Annotated in this window: 17 protein-coding genes; 6 read left to right on the plus strand and 11 right to left on the minus strand. The window is 66.9% G+C overall.

Features of this window, described 5'->3' with window-relative positions:
• Positions 1 to 253: 253 nt before the first annotated feature.
• Positions 254 to 1,339: a glycosyltransferase family protein gene (locus DESPIGER_RS05710; protein ID WP_072334199.1), complete on the minus strand. Its 1,086-nt coding sequence runs from the start codon at positions 1,337 to 1,339 to the stop codon at positions 254 to 256.
• Positions 1,340 to 1,476: 137 nt separating this feature from the next.
• On the opposite strand from DESPIGER_RS05710, the gene DESPIGER_RS05715 reads away from it, so the two are divergent.
• The 3 genes from DESPIGER_RS05715 (at position 1,477) to DESPIGER_RS05725 (ending at position 7,405) form a co-directional block, all read left to right on the plus strand.
• Entirely contained in the window at positions 1,477 to 2,748 is a 1,272-nt protein-coding gene (locus tag DESPIGER_RS05715) for a metallophosphoesterase family protein (protein WP_072334201.1), read from the plus strand.
• Positions 2,748 to 6,698: an AAA family ATPase gene (locus tag DESPIGER_RS05720; RefSeq protein ID WP_072334204.1), complete on the plus strand. Its 3,951-nt coding sequence runs from the start codon at positions 2,748 to 2,750 to the stop codon at positions 6,696 to 6,698. Before DESPIGER_RS05715 ends, DESPIGER_RS05720 begins: the two co-directional genes overlap by 1 nt.
• A 326-nt stretch (positions 6,699 to 7,024) precedes the next feature.
• Positions 7,025 to 7,405, plus strand: a complete 381-nt coding sequence (locus DESPIGER_RS05725; protein WP_072334207.1) for a GtrA family protein — start codon at positions 7,025 to 7,027, stop codon at positions 7,403 to 7,405.
• 101 nt (positions 7,406 to 7,506) lie between these two features.
• Here DESPIGER_RS05725 and DESPIGER_RS05730 read toward each other — a convergent pair whose 3' ends face one another.
• Both DESPIGER_RS05730 and DESPIGER_RS05735 read right to left on the minus strand, forming a co-directional pair.
• Entirely contained in the window at positions 7,507 to 8,514 is a 1,008-nt protein-coding gene (locus DESPIGER_RS05730) for a glycosyltransferase family 2 protein (protein ID WP_072334210.1), read from the minus strand.
• The gene (locus DESPIGER_RS05735; RefSeq protein ID WP_072334213.1) at positions 8,504 to 10,195 is read right to left on the minus strand and encodes a hypothetical protein; all 1,692 of its coding nucleotides are present in this window, start codon (positions 10,193 to 10,195) and stop codon (positions 8,504 to 8,506) included. The genes DESPIGER_RS05730 and DESPIGER_RS05735 overlap by 11 nt, the downstream gene beginning before the upstream one ends.
• A 517-nt stretch (positions 10,196 to 10,712) precedes the next feature.
• Between DESPIGER_RS05735 and DESPIGER_RS05740 the strand changes: the two genes are divergently transcribed.
• Both DESPIGER_RS05740 and DESPIGER_RS05745 read left to right on the plus strand, forming a co-directional pair.
• On the plus strand, positions 10,713 to 11,150 hold the full coding sequence (locus DESPIGER_RS05740) for a hypothetical protein (protein ID WP_072334216.1): 438 nt from the start codon (positions 10,713 to 10,715) through the stop codon (positions 11,148 to 11,150).
• A 34-nt stretch (positions 11,151 to 11,184) separates the two neighbouring features.
• Positions 11,185 to 12,714 carry an outer membrane homotrimeric porin gene (locus tag DESPIGER_RS05745; RefSeq protein ID WP_072334219.1) on the plus strand — a complete coding sequence of 510 codons (1,530 nt, stop codon included), beginning with the start codon at positions 11,185 to 11,187 and terminating at the stop codon, positions 12,712 to 12,714.
• Between the two features lie 167 nt (positions 12,715 to 12,881).
• Here the strand turns inward: DESPIGER_RS05745 and DESPIGER_RS05750 are convergent, their stop codons facing one another.
• A complete protein-coding gene (locus DESPIGER_RS05750) occupies positions 12,882 to 13,289 on the minus strand; it encodes a cupin domain-containing protein (protein ID WP_072334222.1) in 408 nt (135 codons plus the stop codon).
• Positions 13,290 to 13,580: 291 nt separating this feature from the next.
• On the opposite strand from DESPIGER_RS05750, the gene DESPIGER_RS05755 reads away from it, so the two are divergent.
• A complete protein-coding gene (locus DESPIGER_RS05755; protein WP_072334224.1) occupies positions 13,581 to 14,522 on the plus strand; it encodes an AraC family transcriptional regulator in 942 nt (313 codons plus the stop codon).
• A gap of 225 nt (positions 14,523 to 14,747) precedes the next feature.
• Here DESPIGER_RS05755 and DESPIGER_RS05760 read toward each other — a convergent pair whose 3' ends face one another.
• The 7 genes from DESPIGER_RS05760 to DESPIGER_RS13275 form a co-directional block, all read right to left on the minus strand.
• Complete coding sequence (locus DESPIGER_RS05760) at positions 14,748 to 15,506, minus strand: carboxymuconolactone decarboxylase family protein (protein WP_072334227.1); 759 nt, start codon at positions 15,504 to 15,506, stop codon at positions 14,748 to 14,750.
• Positions 15,507 to 15,843: 337 nt separating this feature from the next.
• Positions 15,844 to 18,003 (minus strand): RelA/SpoT family protein, encoded by a 2,160-nt coding sequence (locus DESPIGER_RS05765; protein ID WP_072334229.1) that lies wholly within the window; start codon positions 18,001 to 18,003, stop codon positions 15,844 to 15,846.
• 286 nt (positions 18,004 to 18,289) lie between these two features.
• Positions 18,290 to 19,831: a threonine ammonia-lyase, biosynthetic gene (ilvA, locus tag DESPIGER_RS05770; RefSeq protein WP_072334231.1), complete on the minus strand. Its 1,542-nt coding sequence runs from the start codon at positions 19,829 to 19,831 to the stop codon at positions 18,290 to 18,292.
• Positions 19,832 to 20,416: 585 nt separating this feature from the next.
• On the minus strand, positions 20,417 to 20,842 hold the full coding sequence (locus DESPIGER_RS05775) for a hypothetical protein (RefSeq protein WP_072334233.1): 426 nt from the start codon (positions 20,840 to 20,842) through the stop codon (positions 20,417 to 20,419).
• Between the two features lie 79 nt (positions 20,843 to 20,921).
• On the minus strand, positions 20,922 to 22,073 hold the full coding sequence (locus DESPIGER_RS05780; protein ID WP_072334235.1) for a glycosyltransferase family 2 protein: 1,152 nt from the start codon (positions 22,071 to 22,073) through the stop codon (positions 20,922 to 20,924).
• Between the two features lie 47 nt (positions 22,074 to 22,120).
• A complete protein-coding gene (locus tag DESPIGER_RS05785; protein ID WP_072334237.1) occupies positions 22,121 to 24,004 on the minus strand; it encodes a hypothetical protein in 1,884 nt (627 codons plus the stop codon).
• 570 nt (positions 24,005 to 24,574) lie between these two features.
• Positions 24,575 to 25,861, minus strand: coding sequence for a thioesterase, FlK family (locus DESPIGER_RS13275; protein ID WP_072334239.1), 1,287 nt, complete (start codon positions 25,859 to 25,861; stop codon positions 24,575 to 24,577).
• Positions 25,862 to 25,896 lie beyond the last annotated feature (35 nt).

Consider the following 25,896-nt stretch of genomic DNA (forward strand, 5'->3'; position numbering starts at 1 on the left):
AAAAATACGGGCGTTGTCTGTCTGCCGATACGGGCCGCAGGCAGGGATGAGCCGGACAGGGAGCGCATCGTTGGGGTCGCGGGAACGCCGCAAGGATCTTCATGCGAAGCTCGCGTCGCCCGCTGTTCTGTCCGCATGCCCCGCACGCGTGGGGCTCTTCAGCGAAAGAGCCTCTCCCGTACCGGACGGAAGAGGCTCTTGGACATCATGGAACGCAGGGATGGGCCCCTGCCCTGGACAGGTGGCGTCTTTCCTACTCCACCACCTTTGGCGTGCCCGAGACCGGCAGGGTGCCGGTGCGGATGAAGGTGTCCACCAGGCCGAAGACCAGGTCGTTGCCGCAAAAATGCCCGCGCGCGATGGCGGCCCGGAACTCGGGCAGGCGTTCCTCAAAGCGGCGCAGCAGGGCGGGCTCCAGGGTCATCATGTCGGCCTGCATGCCGTAGTGCAAACGTTCGAGGTACAGGGCGTTGAAGCACTGTTCCACCATGGCCTTGAGCGGCAGGCTCAGGATGGGCTTGCCCAGGTGCAGGGCCTCGGTCATCAGGGTGTGGCCGCCGCCCTGGATGACGTAGGAACAGCCTTCCAGCAGCTTGAGGAAGCCCTCCTCGCTCTTCTTCATGAAGATGACGTTGCCCTCCCGGCCTTCCGTCCGGCCATAGCCGAAGACGTAGCAGGGCCTGTCCGTGGCCTGGAGCAAAAAGTCCACCAGCTTGCGGTGCGTGGAATTGCTCTGGTAGACCACCACATGACCGTCGTCACGGGGGTTGAGGCGCAGCACGCTCTCGCGCAGGATGGGCGGCACCACACGGGCATGGTAGCGGGGCTGCACCGGCGGCGCATAGAAGGAGACCAGCAGGTTCTGCTCCGTGGGCCGGAACAGGTAGCGGGGCGTGATGCCCTGCAACAGGTGATCCCACCACATGCGCGGCGGCAGCCAGCCGTGGCGGCAGCAGGTGATGACGTGCTGGTGGTCGAGGGTCAGGCAGGGCAGACCGGCCTTTTCGGCCGCACGCGGCACGAAGTATTCCAGGTCCGTCATGCAGACATCGGGCCTGAACTGGTCGATGAGGCGCAGCACTTCATCCACATAGCGCCGGCGGTGCCAGAGCAGCGGGATGGCCTTGCGCACCGTGGCCCCCACATCCACCTGATAGTTGCGGAACACCGTGCCCAGGTTGGGGATGCGGTGCACCCGGAATTCGGGCTCCAGTATCTTGGGGGCGTCGTCATTGGCCACGAACAGGAATTCGTGTGCGCCCAGACGGCGGGCGATGGTCAGCCCGCGCATGGCATGGCCATGCCCTGTCCCGTGGATGCCGTAAAGGATTCGCGCCATTCTTTCCCCCTGTGATATGAACGCTAGTCATACCAACGGGCTGTGGCAGCGTCAACCGCATGCCCTGCCACGGGCACCTTGTCCTGCTGCCGGAAAAAACATATCTCTGCCGGAGGAGCCCACGCCGAGGACACGCCATGAACAGCCTCCGATACATCCACGCCGCCGACCTGCATCTGGACACCCCCTTCCTGGGCCTGACCCGCAGCGATGCCGGAGAGGCCCTGCAAGCGCAGCTGCGCGACGCCACCTTCACGGCCCTGCAACGCCTGTTCGACCTGTGCGAACAGCTGCGGCCGGACTTCCTCGTCCTGGCCGGGGACATCTACAATCAGGAAGAACACAGCGTCAAAGCCCAGCTGGCCCTGCGCGACGGCTGTTTGCGCCTGCAGGCCTGCGGCATCCCCGTCTTCTGGGCCCACGGCAACCATGATCCGCTGGATTCGCGTCTGAAGACCGTGGACTGGCCCGGCAACGTGACCATCTTCGGCCCGGAGCCCGGGCAGCATGTGCTGTACCGGGACGGGGCCCCCGTGGCCGTGATCCACGGCATCAGCCATGCCCGCATCAGGGAGGCCCGCAACCTGGCGCTCCTCTTCCACCGTCAGCCGGATATGGCGTGCTTCCAGCTGGGCGTGCTGCATTGCAGCGTGGAAGGCAGCCCCGCGCAGGACAGGTACGCCCCCTGCGCGCTGGCCGACCTGCGCGCCGCCCGTCTGGATGCCTGGGCCCTGGGCCATGTGCACGAACGCCGCGTCCTGTCCCGCCGCCCCTTCATCGCCTATCCCGGCAACACCCAGGGGCGGCACATCCATGAGGACGGCCCGCGCGGCTGCCTGCTGGTCACTGCCGAGGCCTGCGACGGCGGCTTCGCCTGCCGGGAAACATTCCTGCCGCTGGGGCCGGTGCAGTGGCGGCGTCTGGTCATCGCTCTGGAGGCCGTGGACCGGCTCGATGCCGTGGAAGACAGGCTGCTGGAGGCCCTGGGCACGGCCACGGAAGCCGCTGACGCTTCCTGCACGCTCCTGGTCGTGCGCCTCTGCCTGCGGGGCCGCACGCCCCTGGACAGCCTGCTGCGCCGCCCGGAGACCTGCCGCGACCTGCGGGAGCGCCTGCATCAGGCTCCGCTGCCCCTGCCCGTCCATATCAAGGATCTGTGCGTGGAGACGGCCCCCGCTGTGGACATGGCCGCCTGCCTGCAACGCCAGGATCTGCTGGGCGAGGCCCTGCGCCTGGCGGAAGGACTTGAACGGCAGCCCGAAGCGCTGGCCGCCTTTGCCGAGGAGGAGCTGGCCCCCCTGTTCCGGCACTGCCCCGCCGGGATGCTCACCATGCCGGAAGGGGAGGAACTTGAGCGCCTGCTGGATGAGGCCCGCTATCTCTGCCTGGACATGCTGGAGGGGAAGTGATGCGCCTGCTGTCATTCCATGCGGACGGTTTCGGCATCCTCGCCCGAACGGGCGCCGAGGGCCTCGGCCCGGGCATCAACATTTTTCTGGGCGACAACGAAGCCGGCAAATCCACCTGTCTGACCTTCCTGCGGGCCATGCTCACCGGCTATCCCTCCGGGCGCAAGGAACGGCAGGCAGGCCAGCCCCTGCGCGGCGGCCAGGCCGGGGGCAGCCTGATACTGGAAGGCGGCCCCCACGGCCTGCTGCACCTGCATCGCCGCCCGGGCCCGGGCAGCGGCCGTTTGCAGCTCACCGGCCCTGACGGCTCCCCTGTGCCGGAAAGCCTGCTGGAACAGCTCTTCCGGGGCATCGACCGTCAGGTCTACCGCAATGTGTTCGGCTTCAGCCTGGGGGAATTGCAGCGCTTCGAGAGCCTGGACGACGAGGCCGTGCGTCACGCCCTCTACGGGGCCAGCTTCGGCACGGGCCTGCGCTCCCCGGCCGATGTGCTGCGTGCGTTGCAACAGCAGGCCGATGCCATCTATCGCCCGCAGGGCCGCAAGCTGCCCCTCAACGTCCAGGCGGGGAGCTGGCAGGAGCTGCGGGCCCGCATCCGTCAGGCCGACGCCCGGAGCAGCCGCTACGATGACCTGTGCGCCCGGTGGCAGCAGCGCAAACAGGATCTGGAGGGCCTCCGCCGCCGCAAGACGGAGCTGGAGACCGGCCTGCGCCGTACGGAGCGGCGCCTTTCCGTCTGGGAACAGTGGCGGGAGTGGCATCTGCTGGGGATGCGGCTGGAGCGTCTTTCCGGCCTGCCGCAGGATTTCCCGCCGCAGGGACGCGAGCGTCTGGCCCGCCTGCGGGAACGGGAGGAGGATAACCGGCGTGCCCTGCAGGGCCTGCGGGAACAGTGCGCCCGGACGCGCGGACAGCTCCGGGAACTGTGCCCGGATCAGGCCCTTGCGGCGGTCCTGCCCCGCCTGCGCGCCCTGACGGAACAGAGCGCCACCTACCGGCAGGCCCTGGCCGACCTGCCGCTGGCACACCTGCGCAAGGAACAGCTCTGCCGCCGTCTGCAGGAAGGGCTTTCCCGTCTGGGCCCCGGCTGGGACTGCGCCCGCATCCGGGCCGCAGACCGCTCTGTCTTCGGCCGGGAGGCGCTGGAACGGCAGGCCGCCACGCTGGCGACCGGCACGACGGCCCTGCAGATGGCCCGCCGGCGGGAAGACGAGGCCGCCGCCGCGCTGGCACAGGCGGAGGAGACCCGTCAGGCGCAGCTGCAACGCCTTGCGGCCCTGCCCCACCGCCAGCCGCCTCTGGACAGCGACCAGCAGCAACGCCTGCAACGCCTGCTGGAGAGCCGGCAGGAAAAACAGGACGATCTCCCCCGCTGGCAACGGCGGCAGCAACGGGCCCGGGAAGCCTTTTGCCGCGCCTGCGCGCCGCTGCACCTGGATGAAAACGATCTTGCCGGGCCGGAGCGGCTGCTCCGCCACAGGGACGAGGCCCTGTCCCTGTCGGCCCGCCTGCACAGGCTGGAAGAGGAGCTGCACAGCCTCCGGGCCCGTCAGGATCGCGCACGCCGGGAGCAGGAGGCCCTGCAGCAGCGCGAGGCAGCCCTTGTCCCGTCCATCGACCACCACCCGGCCCCGGAGCAGGAGGCCCTTGAAAGCTTTGCCGCTGCCGTGCGGCAGTGCCGTACGCTCCGGGCCGGCATCGCCGCCGAGACGGTCCGGCAGGAAGGCCTGGCCCAGCAGGCCCGGCAGCTGGCACGTCCCCTGACAGGCGGCAGCCTGCCCCTGCTCTGCATGGGCATCGTCTTCCTGCTCTCCGGTCTGGCCCTCCTGCTGGCCGGGCACTGGGCCCCGGAGCTGCTCCCCTGGCCCGGGCCGGCGGCCCCGCCCTGGACAGGCGGGCTGGCCGCGCTCTGCGGGCTCGCCCTGCTGGCGGGCGGCATGCCCCATGCCGGAAAGGAGGAACGCCGACGCCGGGAAGAAGCGGAACGCCTCCGGCAGCTGCTGGAAGCCTGTTCCGGCCGCCTGCGGGAACAGCAGCGCCGCCTTGCCCAGCTGCCCCTGCCGCGCACCGTGGCCGATGACATCCCGGATGCCGACGAACTGGAAGCCCGGCTGGAAAAACAGCAGCTCCTGCGCCGCCAGCTGGACCAGCTCCTGCTGGAGCATGACAGCCTGCGGCAGGAACTGAGAAGCGTCAGGCAAACGCTGGCCCGCCTGGCCGAACAGGAGCAGGAGCTCCTCGCCGCCGTGCAGGAAGGGGAAAAACGCTGGCAGGCCATGCTGCCCGCAGCCACCGCGGCGGCCTTTGCACCGGCAGCGGCGGGACTGCTTTTCGAACGGGCGGCCACCGCCGCCACGCTGGCGGAGGCCCTGCGCACGGCCGGGGACGATGCCGGACATGCGGCCTTGTCCCTGCAGCAGACGGAAACAGCCGTGCGCGACCTGCTGGCCCTGCTTCCTCCCGATGCCGCCTGCCCCGACCTGCCGGAGGCCGTCCGCCGCGCTCTTGCCCTCTGCCGGGAGGTGGAAGAGGCCGGCACCAGGCATCAGCAGGCAGCCGCCGAGGCCACGGCCGGTGCCGGGCTGCTGGAACGCTGCCGCAAGGCCCTGGAGGACAGCCGCTGCCGCACGCGGGAAGCGGCCCGCAAGCTGGAGACGGCCCGGACAGGCTGGGCAGCGGGCCTGCGCTCCCTGGGCCTGCCGGAAGATCTGGCCCCTGGCACCGTCCATGCCGCCCTGGACGGCATGGACGCCTGTCTGCGCCTTGAGGCGGAGCTGCAGCAGGAGGACTCGCGCCTGCAACGCCTGCACCACGACGTGGAGGCCCTGCGGGCACCGCTGGCGGCCCTGCTGACGGAGCTGGGGCGGCCCGTGCCGCCGCAGGACGCCGACTGGCTCCGGCACCTGGACATGCTGGCCGAGGCGGCGGAAGAGGCCCGCCATCATGCCGCGGAACAGGCCCGCCTGCGTCGGCTGCTGGCTGAGCAGGAAACGGCCTGCCAGCGTGCGGAAAACGATCTGGATGGCATCCGTGCCGACCTGGCGGCCCTGCTGCGTCAGGGAGAAGCCCGGGACGACGGCGCGTTCCTGCAGACAGCGGACCTGCTGGAAGAACGGCACCAGGCGGAACAGCGCCGCCTGCTGCTGGAGGACAGCCTGCGCCTGGTGGCCGGGGACCAGCCGCTGGAGACCTTTCTGGCCGCTTTCCGGGAAGAGGCCCGGGAGGAAGAGGAACAGGGCCGCGACGAGCAGCAGCGCCTGCTGGCAGAACTGCGGCAGGAAGAAGACGCGCTGGCGGAAGATGTCGCCGCTCTGGGCGTGCGCGTGGAGGCCATGCAGCAGGACGGAACCCTGGCCGACCTGCTGCAGCAGGAAGCCGGCCAGCGGGAGGAACTGCAGCGCCAGGCCCGCGCCTGGTGCCGCCTCCGTCTGGCCCACGCCCTGCTCCACAGGGCGAAACTGGCCTTCGAGAAGGAACGCCAGCCCCGTGTCATCCGCCGTGCCGCGGCCATCTTCCGGGACATCACCGCGGGCGCCTGGCAGGACGTGGGGGCCGTGGTGGGCGATTCCGGCCTGCGGGTCATGCCGCCGCAGGGCGAGCCCGTCAGCCCGGAACAGCTGAGCCGGGGCACACAGGAGCAGCTCTATCTGGCCCTGCGCCTGGCCTATATCCAGGATCACGCGGCACAGGCCGGCCCCCTGCCCGTCATCATGGACGATGTGCTGGTGGACTTCGATCCCGGCCGGGCACGGCGCACGGCCCGCATCCTGGGGGACTTCAGCCAGGGGAAATACGGTGTCCGGCAGCAGCTGCTCTTCTTCACCTGCCATCCCCATACGGCGGCCCTGCTGCGCGAGATGCAGCCCGGCGCCCCCTTCTTCCTCCTGGACAAGGGCCGGATCCGCCCCGCCGGGCCGGAGGAGACGCCAGAAGGGCCCTCACGTCCCTGAATGCCCGCCCACGCACGGCAGGCACCGGGGAGGACAGCGCCCGGCGACGGGGCCACCGGCAGGAGGGCACATCCCCGGCAAGGGGGCCTTGCCTTTCCCCGCCATGCAACGCGTCGTGCGGCTCGTGATGCCTGATGGTTCACGGGGCCTGCGCTTTCCGCCCTGCCGTCCCTGCGGCAGCGGGCTGCCTGTCCCTTCCCTTCAGCGCGGGCATCCCGGGACAGGCTGTTCCCGCGCGTCCCTTGTGCCGCACGCCTGTCCGTCCGTCTTGCGCCCCGGCGGGGAACAGGGTAAGTCAGGGCAGCCCCCATCCCAAAGGAGTCCTTATGTCCCTTGCCAGCCGCGGCGCGGAATTCTTCCGCTTCTGCATCGTGGGCGGCCTGACCTTTCTGGTGGACTACGGCCTGCTGTTCCTGCTGACCAGCGTGCTGGACGTCCACTACCTCTGGTCGTCCGCCTGGGCCTTCATCGTGGCCGTCATCGTCAACTACTATCTCTGTGTGTTCTTCGTCTTCCATCAGGCGGCACGCAGCTTTGCCCGGCAGGTTGTCTTTGCGGGTTCGAGCCTGGCCGGTCTGGGCATCAACCAGATCTGCATGTGGCTGCTGGTGGACAGGCTGGCCCTGCACTACATGCTGGCCAAAGTGGTGGCCACGGGCGTGGTCATGATCTGGAACTACATCATGAAGCGCAAGGCCCTCAGCTAGACGGCAGGGAAAGGCGCCCGCCTGCGCGGCCTTCCCTGCGCGGCCTTCCCCGCGCTGCCGCAAAATGACGAAAGCCGGGCTCCCCGCCCGGCTTTCGTCAGCTATGCCTGTTCGTCCCGCGCCGGCCTGTCCCCGCCGGAGGCCGCTGCCGTCCTTTCCTGGCGCAGCAGGAGCGTCAGCACATTGAGCTGGATCTCGAACGCCTGCCGGGCCCGCTTGCGCTGGCAATCCAGGATCAGGCCGGAGACAAAGCTCAACAGGGCCGCCAGCATGCAGAAACCGGACACGATCAGGGAAGGGAAGCGGGGCACGAGCCCGCTGGACATGTATTCCCCCAGCACGGGCAGGAACAGCCCCAGGGAGAACACGGCCAGCAGACAGGCCAGTGACCAGAAGACCAGCAGGGGGCGATAGTCCTTGAACAGGACGGCGATGGTCCGCAGGACCCGGAAGCCGTCCCGGAACGTGCTCAGTTTGGAAAAGCTGCCTTCCGGCCTGTCACGGTACTGGATGGGCATGGACGTGATGCGGAAGCTGTTGGCCAGGGAAAAGATGGTCATCTCCGTCTCGATCTCGAAGCCCTGCGAAAGGATGGGGAAGGACTTGACGAACAGGGGCGACATGGCCCGCATGCCCGTCATGACGTCCTCCACATGCCGGCCGCGCTTCCAGAACATGTTGATGCAGCGGCGCACCAGCATGTTGCCGCTGTTGTGGAAGGGACGCTTGTTCTCCGTGAAATAGGTGGAGGACAGGCGGTCACCGATGACCATGTCCGCACGCCCCTCCAGCACGGGCGCGCACAGGGCCGCCGCCTGGGAAGCCGGATAGGTATCGTCCCCGTCCACCATCAGATAGCAGTCGGCCTCGATATCGCGGAACATGGTCCGCACCACGTTGCCCTTGCCCTGACGGGGCTCGGGACGCACGATGGCTCCGGCCTCGCGGGCCAGGCGGGCCGTTTCATCGGTGGAATTGTTGTCGTACACATAGATATCGGCATCCGGCAGGGCCTGCCGGTAGTCCCTGACCACCTTCCCGATGGTCAGCGCCTCGTTATAGCAGGGGATCAGGACCGCGATCCTGTCGCGTTTTTTTTCAGTCTGCATGTCCACTCCTCGTGGCCTGTGCATCGCCGTCCGCGGCAGCAGACGGCGAACGCCGCAACAACAGCCAGTCTTCATTTTCAAAAAGCAGGGAGCCGTGGCGCAGCAGCTGCGCCTTGTGCTCCACATGGCGCGTCAGCAGCAAGGCGGCCTGCCCTGTGCGCCAGACTTCCACATAACCGGCGGCATCGGCCGCCATGCGCCGCTGCATGGCCAGCCAGCGCCGGGCCAGGGCAGGATCGCCCGCATAATAGATGATGTTCCCGTCCTTGTGCACGGGCAGCATGGGCATACGGGCCACAAAACGCACGGCCATGCAATCCCCGTCACTGAAAACGATCTCGTCCGGCCCCGCCTGCGCGCGCAGGGCCTGCAGGGCCTCCTGCAGCCTCAGGGAACGCGCCCTGATCTGCCGGGCCTCCTCCGTATCCAGCCAGCTCATGCCGGTCGCGTCCGCCAGGGCGTGCCGGGCCGCCACCACCTGCTTGCCCTGGCCCAGGGCCAGCAGGACGAGGACCAGCAGGACGACGAGGCCCCGGCGCAGCAGGGGAGCGGCACGCCGCCAGTACAGGGATAAAAGGCAGGTCAGCAGCAGCCAGGACAGCGGCACCAGAAAGCGCGTGCCCCGCAGGATCTCCTGGCTCATGTTCTGCCGCCCCAGATGGCGGGCCAGCCACATCTCCAGCGCGCAAAGCACGCAGCCGCCCGCGATGCCCAGCACCATGCCCGGCATGAGCCGCAGCAGGGTGCGCACCGGCCCGGCCAGCTGCTGCCGTTTTCTGAACAGCACCACGGCCGCCGCGGCCGCCGCGGGAAAGATGGGGATCACGAACGTATAGTAGCGCAGGATGTCCGCGAGGCTCTGCCAGACATCATGCCAGTCCTTGCTGTAGCGCAGGGCGCGCACCCCGGCGAAAAGCCCGGCGTGTTCGGCCGGCGGCGCGGGCGTATCCGAAAGGAAGAGCACCCCGTATATACCAACGGGGACCGCGAAGCTCAACAGGTTAAGCAGGCTCAGGCCCGCATGGCGCCACAGCCCTCTGCCCTGCCAAAGCAGGAAGAAGGCCATGAAGAACATGGCCCCGCCCATGAGGGCGCTGACCGTGTGCACCAGCATGGCGCAGCCCGCCAGGAACATAGTCACGGGCTGCAGCAGGGGGCGCTTGACGGCCGCGCAGGCCAGCAGCAGGAGAAAGGGCCAGAGGTCGGCGTAAAAGATGCGCGGCACCGGGTCGGAGCGCATGCTGCCCCAGAAGGTGCCGAACGACCAGTGCACGGCGATGCCCATCAAAATCGAGAGCAGGGCCGCCAGAGACGGGCTGCGGAACAGGCAGCGGCCCAGGACATAATAGGCGAGGAAGTGCAAGAAGACGCCCAGCGCGCCCACGCGCAGCATATCCGTGGCCGCGTTGTCCCTACCGGGGAAGAGGCCCGCCAGGGCGGTCAGCAGGTTGGGGACGCCCGGATCCTGCGGGAAAAAAGGCGCCACGGAGTCCAGCGCGAAAGCGGCGGGGCATTCCGCGGCCTCCAGGATCTGCGCATAGTTCTGCAGGTCGCTGTCCATGCCGATGCCCCGGGGGTTGAGATCCAGCGTCCCCTGCAGGGCGCACCAGCAGAACAGCCCCGCCAGCAGGACCAGGACCAGGTCCGTGGACCGGTATGTTTCCGATGCCGTATCTTTCATGGCCGCAGCCCATCCCTTGCTAAAGGTCTATCCCGTCAGCCCCGGCGGGATGCCCGTTCCGCCGCCTGGTGCCGGGCGGCCTTCGGGGCAGGCGAGGCAGGCGGCTGTCGCCATGATCTTCCCCGAGGCCTTCCTGTGGCGCACCATAGCGCAAAGTGAAAGATTTTTCGAGCCGCCCGCACGGCGGGGCCCCGCTGGCCATCCCGGCCCGGCTCCAATGTTGACATCCGTGATGACAATGGCTAAAAAGTAGCACGTTTTTTAAAAAAGTATTACAACCATCCTGCACCGCCGCTGCCCTCCCCGTAAAAAACAGCCGGAGGACAGGACGGCGTTCCGGTGTGATGGCCTGCATCCCGGAAGACGAGGATCAGCAGCATGGCTTTCATTCTTTTGATATGATTGCTTTTTTATTTTTAAGAAGCAGACTAATTGAAAATAATTTTCAATTCCGTTGACATTTGTTTTCAATCATGACATGTTGTCCCCAACAAAACACCTCATCACAGGAGCCACCATGCCGAGATTGGAAAACCTTCCCCGGAACCAGCTTTCTTTCCGCCGCAGCGCCAACAACCTGCACATCGCCACCGGTGAGGATCTGGATCTGGAACAGGCCCGTGCCATCCTGAACCTCATGCGCTGCCACAGTAGCGACTGCAACAAGTTTTTCATCGACGTGCGTCACGTGACCCGCATCCAGCCCGCTGCGGCAGCCGCCCTGCGCGGCGCGCCCCAGCCTTGCATAGCACCGCAGCGCATCCACTATAAAGGCTCCCGCGGCTTCGAGCTGGCGGCGAGCGGCAACAAGGTCCTCATCGTTCCTGAAAGGGCAAAGCATGTCTGCAAGGGCACCTGCCCCAACTGCCGCTGCAAGGACAAAAAGGCCCGCGCCAGGGCGCGGAATACGGCCCGGGCGGCGGCCACGGCGTCGGGGGGCGCCGCTGTCGCCTGATGGATGTGAACCTCAAACAGTAAGGAAGAAGGTCATGAAAAAAATTCTTACCCTCATGCTGGCCGCCGGCATGCTCCTGGGGGCCGCAAGCGGCGCCCGGGCCATCGATTTCAAGGCTTCCGGCGAATGGCTGGTGGGCTTCGGTCTGGGTGACGGCAGCCTCATCAAGGATGTGGACAACAAAAAGCGCCACCATGAGGATACGTTCAATGCCGGTCAGCGCGTCCGCCTGCAGCTGGATGCCGTGGCCTCCGAGACCCTGTCCGGCACGGTGTTCTTCGAGATCGGCGACCAGATGTGGGGCCAGTCCGAAAGCGGCGGCGCCCTGGGGGCCGACTCCACCAGCGTGGTGAAGCTCAAGAACGCCTACATCGACTGGATGGTCCCCAACACCGACCTCAAGCTCCGCATGGGCCTGCAGGCCGTGGCCCTGCCCAACGTGGCCGGCGGCTCGGCCATCATGGACGGTGACGCCGCCGCCGTGGTCGCCAGCTACCAGTTCAACGAGAACGTGGGCCTCACCGCCCTCTGGATGCGCCCGCTCAACGATAACTACACCGGCACCAATGCCGATGGCGAAGCCTACGGCAACGGCTACAAGAATTATCTGGACAACATGGATCTCTTCGCCCTCATGCTGCCCCTGAAGTTCGACGGCGTGGAGCTGACCCCCTGGGCCATGTACGGCCTGCAGGGCAAGAACACCCGCTTCAACGAAGGCGGCGTGGAGACCGCCGACGGCGCCCTGAACGTGACCCTGCCCGGCTACTACCCCGGCATGAACTTCGGCCCCGGCGGCCTCGGCCACACCGGCAAGTCCTACGGTTCCATGTTCTGGGCCGGCCTGCCCGTGGCCATCACGGCCTTCGATCCCCTGAACATCGAATTCGACATCAACTACGGCTATGTGGAAGCCATGGGCCGCTACGACGTGCTCAAGCGCGGTGTGGAATCGGTACTGGGCAACAGCAAGCGTGAAGGCTGGCTGGTCAAGGCCCTGGTGGAATACAAGATGGACTGGGGCACCCCCGGCATCTTCGGCTGGTATGCCTCCGGTGACGACGGCAACGTCAAGAACGGGTCCGAACGCCTGCCCTCCATCGCCGGATCGGGCAACTTCACGTCCTTCATGGGTGACGGCAACCTGGCCTGGGGCACCGGCTACAACTTCTACGACAACAACCTGACCTACGCCGGTACCTGGGGCATCGGCCTGCAGATCGCGGACGTGAGCTTTGTGGAAGACCTCAAGCACACCTTCCGCGTGGCCTACTGGGGCGGCACCAACAGCCCCTCCATGGTCAAGTACATGGGTTCCGCCGTGGCCTGGGACGACACCACGGCCGTCCAGGACGGCCCGTACCTGACCACCAACGACGGCCTGCTGGAATTCAACCTGGTCAACTCCTGGCAGATCTACGAGAACCTGGAGGCCAACCTCGAGCTCGGCTACATCATCAACATGATGGACAGGGACACCTGGGACAAGAGCTACGTCAGCGACCGTAACTGGTCCAAGCAGGACGCCTGGAAAGCCCAGCTGATCTTCGCCTACTCCTTCTAGTCCTCCCGGGGCGGGTCCCCGCCCCCCTCCCGCGCGTGCTTCTCCTTCCCGCGCGCCCCGCCGCCGCTGTTTTTTGCAGGAACAGCGGCGGCCCCTTTTTTCCCTGCCCCGGGGCGGCACGGCGGGCTCACGCGGCGCCGCGGGCACCGGACGCAAGGCGCCCCTGCCTAGGGCAGACGGGCATACTCCTCTTCACTGACAGGCTCCAGCCACCGGGAGCGGCAGTCCTCACCGGGGACTTCCACGGCCAGATGCACGAACCAGCTGTCCCGGGCCGCGCCGTGCCAGTGCCTGACCCCGGCGGGGATGTGGACCACGTCGCCCGCATGCAGTTCGCGTGCGGGCCTGCCCCACTCCTGGTACCAGCCGCGCCCGGCTGTGCAGAGCAGTATCTGCCCGCCGCCGCTGGCGGCCTCATGGATGTGCCAGTTGTTGCGGCATCCCGGTTCGAAGGTCACGTTACCGATGATGACCCCTTCGGTGGAAAGCATGTTCAAGTAACTGTTGCCGACAAAATAGCGGGCATAGGCCGTGTTGGCACCGCCCCGGGCGAAAGGCCCCCTGTTCTCCTGCATGATCGTTTCCTTGTGTTGCGTGTTACGGACATGTCCGGCCGCATCGGCCTTGCGGACATCCCGCCATACCGGCGATGTCCGGGCCGCCGTGCCGGTGTTCCTGCCGCATGTCCAGCCTCACCAGGGCCGGGACAGCGCGCGGCCCCGGGGCACGGAGCCTCCTCAGGGAAGACAGACGGCCTCCTCCGGCCATTTGCCCGTTTGTGCCATCTGCCTGCGGGCACCATCCGCGGCATCTTCTCTCCATGCCGTCTTTTGGTTACACTGGACACACAGAACCGGGAGGATCCCATGCCGTCTCCAGCCCTGCCCACCACCGAAACGCTCCTTGCCGCACTGAAAGACATCCTCTTGCGGCACCTTCCCGCCCCGGAGATCCGCCCCAGCCCCATCGACGGCCTGGTGCTCGTCCGGCGCGAGGACCCGCCCGCGCCTGACCGCTGTTTCGAAAAGCCCCTGGCGTCCGTCATCGTCCAGGGGAGCAAGCGCTCGCTCATCGGCTCGCAGGAATTCATCTTCCGGCGGGGGCAGTTCCTGGTCTCCGGCATCGACATGCCCAGCTCGTCTTCCTTTTTCGATACGGCCCCCGGGCAGCCCTTCCTCTCGCTCTTCTTCCATCTGGACAGGCAGATCCTGACGGACCTCATGCTCAGGATGCGGCCTGCCGGCAAAGCGCCGCAGGAAGGCGGCCCCGGCGTCGCCGTGGCGGATGCCGAACCGGAATTCCTGGAAGCGGTGCTGCGCCTGGCCGAACTGCTGGACAAGCCGGAGCAGATCGCCATCCGCGCGCCCATGATCATGCAGGAACTGCACTACCTTCTGCTGATCGGGCCCCTGGGCCATGTGCTGCGCGGGCTCTATGCCCAGGGATCGCAGAACAGCCAGGTGCTGCAGGCCGTCTCCATCCTGCGCCGGGACCTGGGCGCCCCGGTACGCATGGAGACGCTGGCACGGCAGGTGGGCATGTCCCTGTCCACGCTCCACCGCCATTTCAAGACCGTCACCGGCCTGAGCCCCCTGCAATACCTCAAGCAGCTCAGGCTCCACGAGGCCCAGCGCCTGATGCTCATGGAGGACATGCGGGCGGCCTCGGCGGCCCTTTCCGTGGGCTACGAGAGCGTGACCCAGTTCAGCAGGGAGTACAAGCGCCTGTTCGGCGAGCCGCCCCACAGGGACATCCGCCGGAAACGCACGCTTCTGCCCCTGGGCGAAACCGGGGCAGGCGGTCTTTAGGGCGCAGGCCGCGCCATGTGCCTGCGGGCCTCTCCATGTCCGGGAAAGGCGTGGGGATGCACCCGGCCCTTCGCCCGGCAGGGAAGGCGGGCCACCGCAGCAGGCGCCCTTTTTCCCGGGGACGGCGCCGTCCCCGCCGCTCCGCCCCGGTGACCGTTCCCCGGTGTCCCCGGAGACCGCCACGGGAAAGCGTCCGGCACGCCCGGGCCCGCCTGCCAGGGCGCTCTAGGCCTCGGGCAGCACGCTGTTGACGCAGGCAAGGGCATTGAGCGTGCGGGGGAAGCCGATGCAGGGCAGCATCTGCAGCAGGGCGTCCACCAGCAGCTGCTTGCCGTTGCCCACGGCGGCATTGCCCTGTACATGGGCCCTGACCTGGGCCTCGCAGCCCCCCAGCGCGCTGATGATGCAAAAGGTCAGCAGCTCCCGCAGCGGCAGGTCCAGCCCCGTGCGCGTATAGATGTCGCCGAAGCAGAAGGCGGAAAGATGGCGGACGAGGATCTCCCGCTGCCCTTCGGGGGCCGACGCGTGCATCTTGCTGATGGCGTCCCCGAAAATCCCGGTCTGGACGGCGAGCCCCTTCTCAAAGCGGTCTTCTTCACTCACCGTGCCGCCTTCAGGCAGGGGCAGGGCCATCCCCGCCGCCTCCAGGGCCGCATCGGCGTGACGCAGGGCCGCCTCCGTCCTCGGGAAGCCGATATAGGGAGCGCACTGGTACAGGGCCTCGCGGATCTCTTCGGGACGCACCCCCTGATGCAGGGCGGCCCGTGTCTCCTCCCCTATGCCCTCCGGCGTCTGGATGGCGGCCAGGACCACCAGCGTGATGAGGCGGCGCTGGCGTGCATCCAGGCAGCCCTGCCCGGCGATCTCGCCATATTCCAGGCGGTCCCGGATGGCCGCCAGTTCGGGGTCGGTGCCGGCCAGTGCCGACGCCCCCGTCCTTCCCTGTTCCTTCCTGTACGCCTCTGCTTTCCGTATCCTGTCCATACTCTTCCCACCCTGTGGTGCCACGGTTGTGCCGGATACCCGGCATGGAAGGCCCGCTGCCGCCATGCCCGGGAAGGGAGCCCAGCGATGCGCTCCGCTTCCCGTCGGCGCAGCCCGGCAGTGCCCGCCCGCTCCGGCAGATCACGGCCGGGGGACGGACCGTTGTCCTGTGCATCCCGGGATACGCCGCCACGGCTGCCGGGTACAGACCCGTTCCTGGCAAATTGTTGCCCAAAACTGTCGCGGTATGCCCCACGAAAAAGGGGACACCGTGCGGTGTCCCCTGCGTCTTTCCCCGGCGGAAAAAGGCCGTGCCACGGCAGCCCGGCATTCCGGGCTAGGCCTCTTCGGTATCGCGCACCACTTCCAGGATGCCGGACTGGCCCCGGATGGCCTCGATGACATCGTAGAGCTGGGTGGCGTTGCACACTTCCACGGTCAGGCGCAGCTCGGCACGCCCGTCCACCAGCGCCCGCGACGAGAGCGCCGTGATGTTGATGCCCTGCAGGGCCAGCAGCTGGGCGATGCCCGCCAGCACGCCGCTGCGGTTCTGGGCCAGGATGAAGATGCCGGCCTCGTAGGGCTTTTTCTCCTCGCCGTCCCAATGGACGGAGATGAGGCGCTCCGGCTCCATATTGCTCACATTGGGACAGTCCGCGCGGTGGACGGTGACCCCCATGCCGCGGCTGATGTAGCCGATGATGGGATCCCCGGGCACCGGGTTGCAGCACTTGGCGAAGCGCATGAGCACGCCGTCGCAGCCGGAGATGCCCACCCCGTCGCTCTTGCGCTTGGCGGCTTCCTTGCTTTCCTTGATGGTGGGCGTGGCCGGTTCCGCGGCCGCGGCATTGTCGGGGTGCAGGACGGCATAGAGCTTGTTGAGCACGCGGCGCGGCGTGATGTGCGCGTACCCCACCGAGGCCACCAGCTCGTCCACGTTCTCGAAGTTCATCTCCTGTGCCACGATGGCCAGCTGTCCGTCCTTCAGGGCGCGCGCCACGTTGAGGCTGACCTTGCGGCCTTCCTTTTCCAGCATGTCCCGGCCCAGGGCCAGGGCGTGGGCGCGCTCCTCGGTGCGCAGGTAGCGCTGGATGCGGCTGCGGGCGCGGGCCGTCTTGACGATCTTGAGCCAGTCGCGGTTGGGGTTGCGCGAAGGATCGGTGATGATCTCCACGATGTCGCCGTTCTTGAGCGGCGTGCCCAGCGGCATGAGCCGGCCGTTGATCTTGGCCCCGGCGCAGTGGTGCCCCACCTTGCTGTGGATGTGGAAGGCGAAGTCCAGCGGCGTGGCGCCTTCGGGCAGCTCCTTCACGTCACCGGCAGGGGTGTAGACGTAGACCTCGTCCTTGAACAGGTCCAGCTTGAGCGAATGCATGAACTCGCGCGAATCCGCCTCGTCGCTCTGGCGCTCGAAGATCTCGCGCAGCCAGGAGAACTGCTCCAGGTCCTTGGAGTTGACCCGTCCCTTCTCCTTGTACAGCCAGTGCGCGGCCACGCCGTGCTCGGCCTGCCGGTGCATCTCTTCGGTACGGATCTGGATCTCGATGCGCTCGCCCTCGGGCCCGATGACCGTGGTGTGCAGGCTCTGGTAGCCGTTGGCCTTGGGCATGGAGATGTAGTCCTTGAAGCGCCCGTGCACCGGTTTCCACTGCGAGTGCACCAGACCGAGCACCGCGTAACAGTCGCGGATGTCCTTGACCAGCACACGGAAGGCCATGATGTCGTGCATCTCGTCCAGGGTCAGGGACTGGGACTGCATCTTCTTGTAGATGCTGTACTTGTGCTTGATGCGCCCGTAGACCTGCCCCTCCAGGCCGTTGGAGGCCAGCAGGTCCTGGATGAGGGAGACCACCTTTTCGATGATCTGCTTTTCCACCACCTGATGCGCGTCCAGCCAGTGGTCGATCTGGTTGTAGATGTCCGGCCGCAGGTATTTGAAGCTCAGGTCCTCCAGCTGGCGCTTGAGCAGGTACAGGCCCAGGCGGTTGGCCAGGGGCGCGTAGATGTCCATGGTCTCCTGGGCGATGCGGCGCTGCTTGTGGGGCTTCTGGAAATCAAGGGTGCTCATGTTGTGCAGGCGGTCGGCCAGCTTGACCATCAGCACGCGCATGTCATGGCTCATGGCCAGGATCATCTTGCGGATGTTCTCGGCCTGCGCCTCTTCCTTGTTCTCGAAGACGATCATGCTGATCTTGGTGACACCGTCCACGATGTCGGCCACATCTTCGCCGAACTTGTCGTCGATCTCTTCGATGGTGGTGCCGGTGTCCTCCACCGTATCGTGCAGCAGGCCCGCCGCCACCGTGGGCTCGTCGAAACCCATGTCGGCCAGGGTATAGGCCACGGCCAGCGGATGGGACAGATAGGGCTCGCCCGAAAGGCGCGTCTGCCCCGCGTGGGCTGTGGCGGCGAACACATAGGCCTTCTGGATCAGCTCCAGATTGGCGTCATGGTTGTTGGCCGCCACCTTGTCGAGAATTTCCTGAATGCGAATCATAGCGTCCTGCCAGACGGTAAAAAGTTGGCGATACCGGTTTTGTCCATGTTCGGCCAACTGTCCCGGCTTGTCAATGACGACGGGACGGCTGCCGGGGAGGGCCGGGACAGGTCCCGTACAGCCTGCGGCGCGCGGCCGCGGCCATTCCGGCGGCGCCGGACCTGCCCTGCGCCGCGGCATGGAAGCTCCGCCCCGGCCCCCGTGCCTCCGGCCTCCCAACGGCAGGAGGCCGCCCCCGAAGGAACGGCCTCCTGAACACGGAACGGTCTGCCCGTGCGGACCGGCATCAGTTGTCGTGATGCCAGCCCAGGAACATCTTGTAGGCCGGGTTGTCCGTCTCGTCCACATGCGGATAGCCCATGCGTTCCACGCGGGCCAGGAACTCCTCGAAGTCCTCGCGCCGTTCCTCGGGCACCTCCACCCCCAGCAGCACGCGGCCGAAGTCCGCCCCGTGATAACGGTACTGGAACAGGGTGAAGTTGTAGGTCACGCGCATGGCGTCCATGAAATTGAGCAGGGCACCGGGCCGCTCGGGGAAGAAGAAGCGGATCAGGCGTTCGTTGTGCACCTGGGGCGCGTTGCCGCCCACCATGTGGCGCAGGTGCAGCTTGGCCAGTTCGTTGTCCGTGAGGTCGCAGGCGGTGAAACCGGCGGCCCGCAGGTCTTCCAGCACGGAGGCCACCTCGTCGCTGTTCTTGATGTCGATGCCCACCAGCACATGGGCGTTGACCGGGTCGGCGAAGCGGGTGCACAGCTCGGTGATGTTGCGGTTGCTGATGGCCTGCACCAGCTGGCGGAAGCTGCCCGCCTTCTCGGGGATGGTCACGCCCAGCAGGGCTTCGCGGTTGGCGCCGAAGCGCGCCCGCTCGGCCACATGGCTCAGGCGGTCGAAGTTCATGTTGGCGCCGCTGACCACGGCCACCAGGGTGGTGTCGCGCAGATTGCCCGCGCGGGCATAGGCGCGCAGACCGGCCAGGGCCAGCGCGCCGGCCGGTTCGGCCACCACGCGGGTATCTTCGAAAATGTCCTTGATGGCGCCGCAGATGGCGTCCGTGTCCACGGTGATGATGTCGTCCAGCAGGTCACGGCAGAGGACGAAGGTCTCCTCGCCCACCAGCTTCACGGCCACGCCGTCGGCGAACAGGCCCACGTCCTTGAGCTCCACGCGGTGCCCGGCCATGATGGAACGGCGCATGGCGTCGGAGTCCACAGGTTCCACACCGATGACGCGGATCTCGGGCCGCAGGTTCTTCACATAGGCGGCCACGCCGGCGGCAAGCCCGCCCCCGCCGATGGGCACGAAAATGGCGTGAATGGGGTCGGGATGCTGACGCAGGATCTCCATGCCGATGGTACCCTGTCCGGCGATGACATCGGGGTCGTCAAAAGGCGGGATGAAGACGTAGCCGGTCTCCTTGATGAGGTCCAGCGTATGCCGCCAGGCGTCGCTGAACGACTCACCGAACAGCACCACCTGTCCGCCCAGGCGGCGCACGGCGTCCACCTTGATGGCGGGCGTGGTCACGGGCATGACGATGACGGCCTCACAGCCCAGACGGCGGGCGGCCAAGGCCACCCCCTGGGCATGGTTGCCGGCCGAGGCGGCGATGACGCCGCGGCGCAGCTCCTCGGGGGAAAGACGGGCCATCTTGTTGTAGGCGCCGCGCAGCTTGAAGGAAAACACAGGCTGCAGGTCGTCCCGCTTGAGCAGCACGCGGTTGCCCAGGCGGCGGGAAAGGCTCACGGCCTCATCCAGCGGGGTCTCGACGGCCACGTCGTAGACCCGGCTCAACAACACCTTGTTCAGGTACTCGCTATGATTCGACATGGAAAACATCCCTTGTAAAAACGGTGCGCCTGCTCACGCCAGAGGCAGGCGGAATCTTTGGAGCATATACCCATTGCAGCCGCCCCACAAGGGGCCGGCAGCCGCATCCTGCGCGTGGCAGCGGCCTTTCCGGCCCCGGCCGCGCCTGTGGTGCGACCCGCCATCCCTGCCATGTCCTCCCGGCCCGCCCGACACGGCCGGTCCCGTGCCAGACCCCTCACGTCCTCCCGCCCCTGATGCCGGCGGCGGGCATGGTCCCAGGCCCGGGACCGCGCCATCTTTTCCCTGCACGGACAGCCGCCTGCCGGGGCAGCCGTACGCGTCGCCTTTCTCCTTGCCATAAAAAAAGACCGCCATCCCAGGGACGACGATCTTTCTTCACGCAAGGTCCGCTCCTCTCCCATGCGGGACGGACGCTTCCATTTGAAATTTTCAGTTGGCAGGACAGACGGCCCCCCATGCGGGACGGGCTCTCCCCCGGCGCCCATGCCGGGGGGATGCCGCTCCGTCCCCGCGAGGGACAGATGCGTTTTCAGGATCAGGGCCGGTGCCCCGCCCCCGCAAGGAAGCGGAACGGCCCGCACGCTATTTTTTCAGGGCCAGCGAATCCACGATGGCCTGGGCCCGGGCATCGTCCACCTTCCCGGCCAGCAGGACGAGCACATGCCGGTCGGCCCCCAGCGCCAGCACGCCCCGCATGGGGATCTCCCCCGCATGGCCCTGCAGCTCGTAGACATCATCGGCCCGGGGGCGGACATCCGGCGCATCCAGCATCTTGCGGTACGCTTCCACGATATCGGCACGGCTGCGCCCCCCGTTGAGGCCCGTCACCAGGCTCACCATGATGCCGGCATCCGGGGAAAGCAAGGTCACGGAGCCCTTGTCCCGGGCCTCGATGCTCCAGCCTTCAGGGATGTCCACGGTGAAGAAGCTGTCCGCATCCAGGGGGGAGGCGACGACGGTCAGGGCCCCCCAGAGGAGGCAGCACAGCAAGAGAGCGCAGTATCTCATGCTTGATCCCCTACCTGTTTTGATGATGGCAGGCAAGGCCCCGGCTCCGGCCCTCTCTCTTTCCCGCGCCTGCCGGGGCTCACTGCCGCATGCCGAATTCCTTGCACACGGCGATGATGAACGCCAGCATGAAGGAAAAAACAGCCATGGCGCCGAAGACGATGGCGAGGATGCTCAGATTGTCCACAAAGGGCGATGCCATATCACCGTAACCGGCACCTGACCAGGCGGAGAAGCAATAGCCGTAGCTGACCCCGAACAGGACCAGGAAGGCCAGGGCCACGAACGCCAGCCTGTCACGGGAGGCCAGGCGTGCCAGCAGGCTGACGCCCCGGCCCGGCAGATGCGTCCCGGCCAGCCCGGCCGCCACGACCCCCAGCCCCATGACCTGCATGCCCAGCATGAGCAGCATGGCGAAGGTCACGAAACTTTTGTTGGCAAAGGTCACGCTGCCCACGGACAGGGGACCGGAGAGCAGGAGCAGCACGCCCAGCAGGCCCACGCCCATCAGGGCCAGCGCCGGATACATGTACAGCCAGTGCGGCGCATAGGTCAGCAGAAAGCACAGATGACGCCAGCCATCGCGCCAGGTACGCAGATGCGGCGGGCGGCTGCGGCCATCCCTGGCCAGAGTGGTGGGCACCTCGGCCATGCTGAGGCCGTAGAGGGAGGCCTTGACCACCATCTCGGAGGCGAACTCCATGCCTGTGGTCTTCAGGCCGCAGCGCCGGATGGCCTCGGTATTGAAACCACGCAGCCCGCAATGGAAATCCCCGATACTGATACGGAAGAACAGGCGCCCGATCCAGCTCAGGACCGGATTGCCCAGATAACGGTGGAGCGGCGGCATGGCCCCGGGAGCGATCCCGCCCCTGAAGCGGTTGCCCATGACCAGATCCACGCCCTGGCGCAGCTTGTCCACAAAGACCTGGAGGCTGGAGAAATCGTAACTGTCATCGGCATCACCCATGATGATGTATTTGCCGCGCGCCGCGGCGATGCCTCCCAGCAGGGCCGCACCGTAGCCTTTCTGCGCCACATCCACCACCCGGGCCCCCAGGCCGCGGGCTATCTCCCGGGATCCGTCCGTGCTGCCGTTGTCCGCTATCAGCACCTCTCCGTCGACGCCGGAGCGCTCCAGATAGGCCTTGGCCTTCATGATGCAGGTGGCCAGTGTCTCGGATTCGTTCAGGCAGGGCATCAGGATAGTCAGTTCACACGTATGTTCCATAGCATTTTCCCCTGGCCGGGATGCGGCCGCACCGCATCCCGCCTCCATCACCGGCCGTTCCCCGCCGGCAGGACGATCTTCTCAGGAAAGTCCCGTGCTCCCTCGCGCCAGGCATCAAGACGCAGGAGGAGCGGGAACCCCTCACCTTCATGCAAGCCCAGCTCCTTGCCGTAGCGCGCCACGAAATCGTCGGGGACACGCCACAGGAGCAGATAATCCACATTCTGCCGCCGGGCTGTTTCCCGCAAATCGGCAGGCAGCCTGCCGCCGAGCAACTGTTCCTCCAGGGAATCCACGGGATTGAATTCCACCCGCTCGCTCACACGACCAGCGCTGCGTTCCGGCATTACCAGATAACGGCAGATCATGCCATATTCATAGGAAGCCTCTCCGGCCACGAGCCACCAGGAAGCCCCCTCCGGCGTAGATCGCTGCAGGAGCCGGGCGGCCTGTTCCATCTCGGCCAGATGTCCGGGGACACCCGCAGGCCGTTGCAGCGAAAAATACATGACCACGGCCATGAGCACCACAGTGAGGCAGCGGACGAGCCTGGCCTGCCACAGATGCCCCTGTTGTGCGGCATGCAGCAGAAAAAGAAAGACCGTCCCGACCAGCAAAGGCCCCATGCCGACAGCGGCATAACGCTCATAGCTGGCCGCGGAAGCCAGCTCCCGCGCATCCATAAAGGCCATGGTCGCATAGGCATGGGCTGCCACCCAGGCCAGAAAACCTGCCGCCAGAAGAAGTGCGGCAAGGCCCCTGCCCCCCGGCAGCAGCCGGGGATCCTTGCGCAGCAGGTACCAGCTCCCGCCGCAGGAGAGGAGCAGCAACAGAGCCGTGCCGGTCGCGAACGTCAGCAGGCCTATGGCCGGAATACTGACGAGAGGCCGCATCAGAAACGCCCGGGCATACACAAGCACGGCATCAACGATGGTCTCCAGGCCCCAGGCATTGGTCATGGCGGAGAAATCCGCTCCGGCCGCCCCCGTGATGCAGATGGCACGGTAGATCTTCCACAGTCCCCAGCACAGGACAGCCGGCCAGACCACTCTGGCGATCGACCACGCCACATGGCGGCATCTTTGCTTTGCCGCACCGTGCCATTGCCGCAGCGCAAAGGCGCCCAGCACGCACAGGACGAGCAATATCCCGGTGGGTTTGCACAGGATGAGCACCGCGCAGCCCGCCTGCAAGATCAGATATGGCAACCGTTCCTGGCAGGAGAAGACTACCAGCATGGCCAATGCCGTGTAGAGGGCCACCTGCAGGCTTTCCGCATAGCCGAAGACATAGGAACCATAATCCACATGGGCCCCCAGGGAACGCAGCAGGCCGAACGTCACCAGGGCACAAAAGCAGACCGGCCAGAACGAAAGGCCCCGCTCGCGGGCCAGATGGATGACGACACCGGTGGCGGAAAGCAGGACTGCGGCCTCGCCCAGGGCCACGGCAGGCTCCGAAAAGCTCCCCATGGGCTGGAGCAGGGCCTGCAGGATGGTGACCATGGGCGGATAGAGCAGCACCGAGTCATGACGGGGCAGCACGGCCCCCCAGGTCCAGAGGCCATCCTCCAGCACCAGGTGCTTGACGAAGCCGCCCCAGAAAAATTCGTCCCAGTAGACGAGCCTGGCCCCGGCATAATGCCAGGCAAACAGGAGCAGCAGGCCCGCGAACAGCAGGGAAGGCGCCGCCGTCCGGGCATAACGGCGCCAGGGGGCCCCGGCGGCGAACAGGGAAAGGCAGACCGGCAGCAGGGAGAGCAGGGACAGGACGGCCACGGCAAGGCGGACTTCATGATAGACGCCCCCCATGGCCGCGAGGACCTGCAGCAGGGCTGTCACGCAGACCGCCAGGAACGGCGCGCACCAGGGCGCGGCCAGGCGCCAGGCCAGAAAGATGCTCAGACAGGTCAGTGAGCCGATAAAAAACACGCGTGCCTCCTCGATGCCTTGCGATCCGGCACGGAACAGGGGGCTGCCGTACCGTCTTCGTCCCCGGGACATGCGGCCGGGGGAGCGGTTGCCAGACAAGTACGCAGTATCGCGGCAAAGGGCAAGCCATGTTGTCCGTGGCGCCCCGTGCAGGCCGGTGAGGCCGCAGGCTCCGTAACGGCAGGAGCCGCAGGCCCGGGGCCATGACCAGGGAACGTCGCACAGGACAGGCACGGCCCGCCGTATCCTGCGGCCCGCATTTTTCTCCGCGGAAAGACTTTTTGACCCTACCCTTCCCCGGGCGGGCAAGTCCTTTCCCGTCCGCCGGCCCTGTCTCATGCACCGGCACCCCGGCTGTAGCGGCGGGCAGCACCGGACCAGAGCGTTTCCTTGCACCGTACGGGAAAACGGGGGATCGCCGCCGGAAGGGCACGCCTGTTCCTCCCAACGGCACGAAAGCCTTGCCGCTGCTCCGGCCTGGCACCAAAACAGGGAGGAGCTTTTGCCCCTCCCTGTCCATACAGCCTGGTCCTTTTCGCCGCGCTCCTGCCCGGCCTGGCGGCCTGTGTGCTAGCCCTGACCGCCACGGGCCTGGGCACGGCTCTGGAATCTTTCCCTGTCCACCACCACGCGCTCATGGACGCCTTCCCCGATGGGGCCCGTCTCGTCATGGGCGGAGACCGCGAAGGTCAGACCGCGACCGTTGGCCGAGACCGCTGTGAGCCTGGCCGCAAAGCGCACCTTCATGCCGCAGGGTGTCGGCGCCATGTGACTGACCTCCACACGGGTGCCCACGCTGGTCACGCCTTCCGGCAGGCAGGAACGGACAGCCTCCATGGCGGCGCGCTCCATGCCCATGATCATCACGGGCGTGGCCAGAACCCGGACCTCCCCGCTGCCCACTGCCGCGGCCAGCATCCCTTCGTCCACCGTCGTTTCCCACTGTCCTGTCATCCCGGCTTTCGGCATGGTCTCCATGCGGTCCCTCCCTGTTGCGGATACAGCTGTCTTCTGTTCCTGAACGGGAACGGCCCTCCTGTCAAGCCGGATGCCCCTGTGCTCCGCCAGCCAGGCATACCAGGCCGCCACGTCGCCGCGCAGACGGTCATCAAGGAGTGCCAGCGCCGCATCCAGCAGCGCCTGCGGCACGCCACCGTAAAAGGCCTCGGCGATGCTGCCCGCGATGGCGGCCTGCGTGTCGCTGTCGCCCCCCAGCCAGACGGCGTTGCGCACGGCCTCCTCGAAGGAATGGCTCTCCAGGAAGGCGATGATGGCTTCGGGGACGGATTCCTGGCAGCTTTCCTTGTGGCGGTAGGAGGATCTGATCCCGGCCAGGGAGCGGTCCAGGTCATAGCCGTAGCGGGAGGCGACATAATCACGGATGGCATCCCGTCCGGCGCCGTCCCGGGCCAGGAATACGGCCGCCGCCGTGGCGCAGGCCCCTTTGATGCCCTCGGGATGGTCATGCGTCACGGAGGCGCTCAGGGCCGCATACTGCTCGGTCTCCTCCAGGCTGCCGCAGGCCCAGCCCACGGGCGAGACGCGCATGGCCGAGCCGTTGCCGAAACTGTTGTACGGCTCGCGGCTGCCCGTGACGATCCAGCGGAAAAAACGCTGTCCGTACCCCGCCCGGATGTACGCACGCCCATATTCGTGCATGGCGTCGATGAAGGCCTCCCGGCAGGCCTGCTCCTGACCGTGGGACCGCATCAGGGCCCGGCCCACGGCCACGGTCATCACCGTATCGTCCGTGAAGCGGGAACGGGGAGAGAACAGGGGAAAGGCCTCGGCGGCCCCCCGCCAGGGATGGAACTCGTAAGGACTGCCCACCATGTCACCGATGATGGCTCCCAGCATGACAGCTCTCCTTGGTAGATTGTGACGGCACGACG

Source organism: Desulfovibrio piger, assembly GCF_900116045.1.
Classification (GTDB): Bacteria; Desulfobacterota; Desulfovibrionia; order Desulfovibrionales; family Desulfovibrionaceae; genus Desulfovibrio; species Desulfovibrio piger_A.

What these genes read in the sequence shown, in the direction of transcription:
- DESPIGER_RS05710 (WP_072334199.1), bottom strand. Translation starts at nt 1,339, where the DNA reads ATGGCGCGAATCCTTTACGGCATCCACGGGACAGGGCATGGCCATGCC.
- DESPIGER_RS05715 (WP_072334201.1), top strand. Translation starts at nt 1,477, where the DNA reads ATGAACAGCCTCCGATACATCCACGCCGCCGACCTGCATCTGGACACC.
- DESPIGER_RS05720 (WP_072334204.1), top strand. Translation starts at nt 2,748, where the DNA reads ATGCGCCTGCTGTCATTCCATGCGGACGGTTTCGGCATCCTCGCCCGA.
- DESPIGER_RS05725 (WP_072334207.1), top strand. Translation starts at nt 7,025, where the DNA reads ATGTCCCTTGCCAGCCGCGGCGCGGAATTCTTCCGCTTCTGCATCGTG.
- DESPIGER_RS05730 (WP_072334210.1), bottom strand. Translation starts at nt 8,514, where the DNA reads ATGCAGACTGAAAAAAAACGCGACAGGATCGCGGTCCTGATCCCCTGC.
- DESPIGER_RS05735 (WP_072334213.1), bottom strand. Translation starts at nt 10,195, where the DNA reads ATGAAAGATACGGCATCGGAAACATACCGGTCCACGGACCTGGTCCTG.
- DESPIGER_RS05740 (WP_072334216.1), top strand. Translation starts at nt 10,713, where the DNA reads ATGCCGAGATTGGAAAACCTTCCCCGGAACCAGCTTTCTTTCCGCCGC.
- DESPIGER_RS05745 (WP_072334219.1), top strand. Translation starts at nt 11,185, where the DNA reads ATGAAAAAAATTCTTACCCTCATGCTGGCCGCCGGCATGCTCCTGGGG.
- DESPIGER_RS05750 (WP_072334222.1), bottom strand. Translation starts at nt 13,289, where the DNA reads ATGCAGGAGAACAGGGGGCCTTTCGCCCGGGGCGGTGCCAACACGGCC.
- DESPIGER_RS05755 (WP_072334224.1), top strand. Translation starts at nt 13,581, where the DNA reads ATGCCGTCTCCAGCCCTGCCCACCACCGAAACGCTCCTTGCCGCACTG.
- DESPIGER_RS05760 (WP_072334227.1), bottom strand. Translation starts at nt 15,506, where the DNA reads ATGGACAGGATACGGAAAGCAGAGGCGTACAGGAAGGAACAGGGAAGG.
- DESPIGER_RS05765 (WP_072334229.1), bottom strand. Translation starts at nt 18,003, where the DNA reads ATGATTCGCATTCAGGAAATTCTCGACAAGGTGGCGGCCAACAACCAT.
- ilvA (WP_072334231.1), bottom strand. Translation starts at nt 19,831, where the DNA reads ATGTCGAATCATAGCGAGTACCTGAACAAGGTGTTGTTGAGCCGGGTC.
- DESPIGER_RS05775 (WP_072334233.1), bottom strand. Translation starts at nt 20,842, where the DNA reads ATGAGATACTGCGCTCTCTTGCTGTGCTGCCTCCTCTGGGGGGCCCTG.
- DESPIGER_RS05780 (WP_072334235.1), bottom strand. Translation starts at nt 22,073, where the DNA reads ATGGAACATACGTGTGAACTGACTATCCTGATGCCCTGCCTGAACGAA.
- DESPIGER_RS13275 (WP_072334239.1), bottom strand. Translation starts at nt 25,861, where the DNA reads ATGCTGGGAGCCATCATCGGTGACATGGTGGGCAGTCCTTACGAGTTC.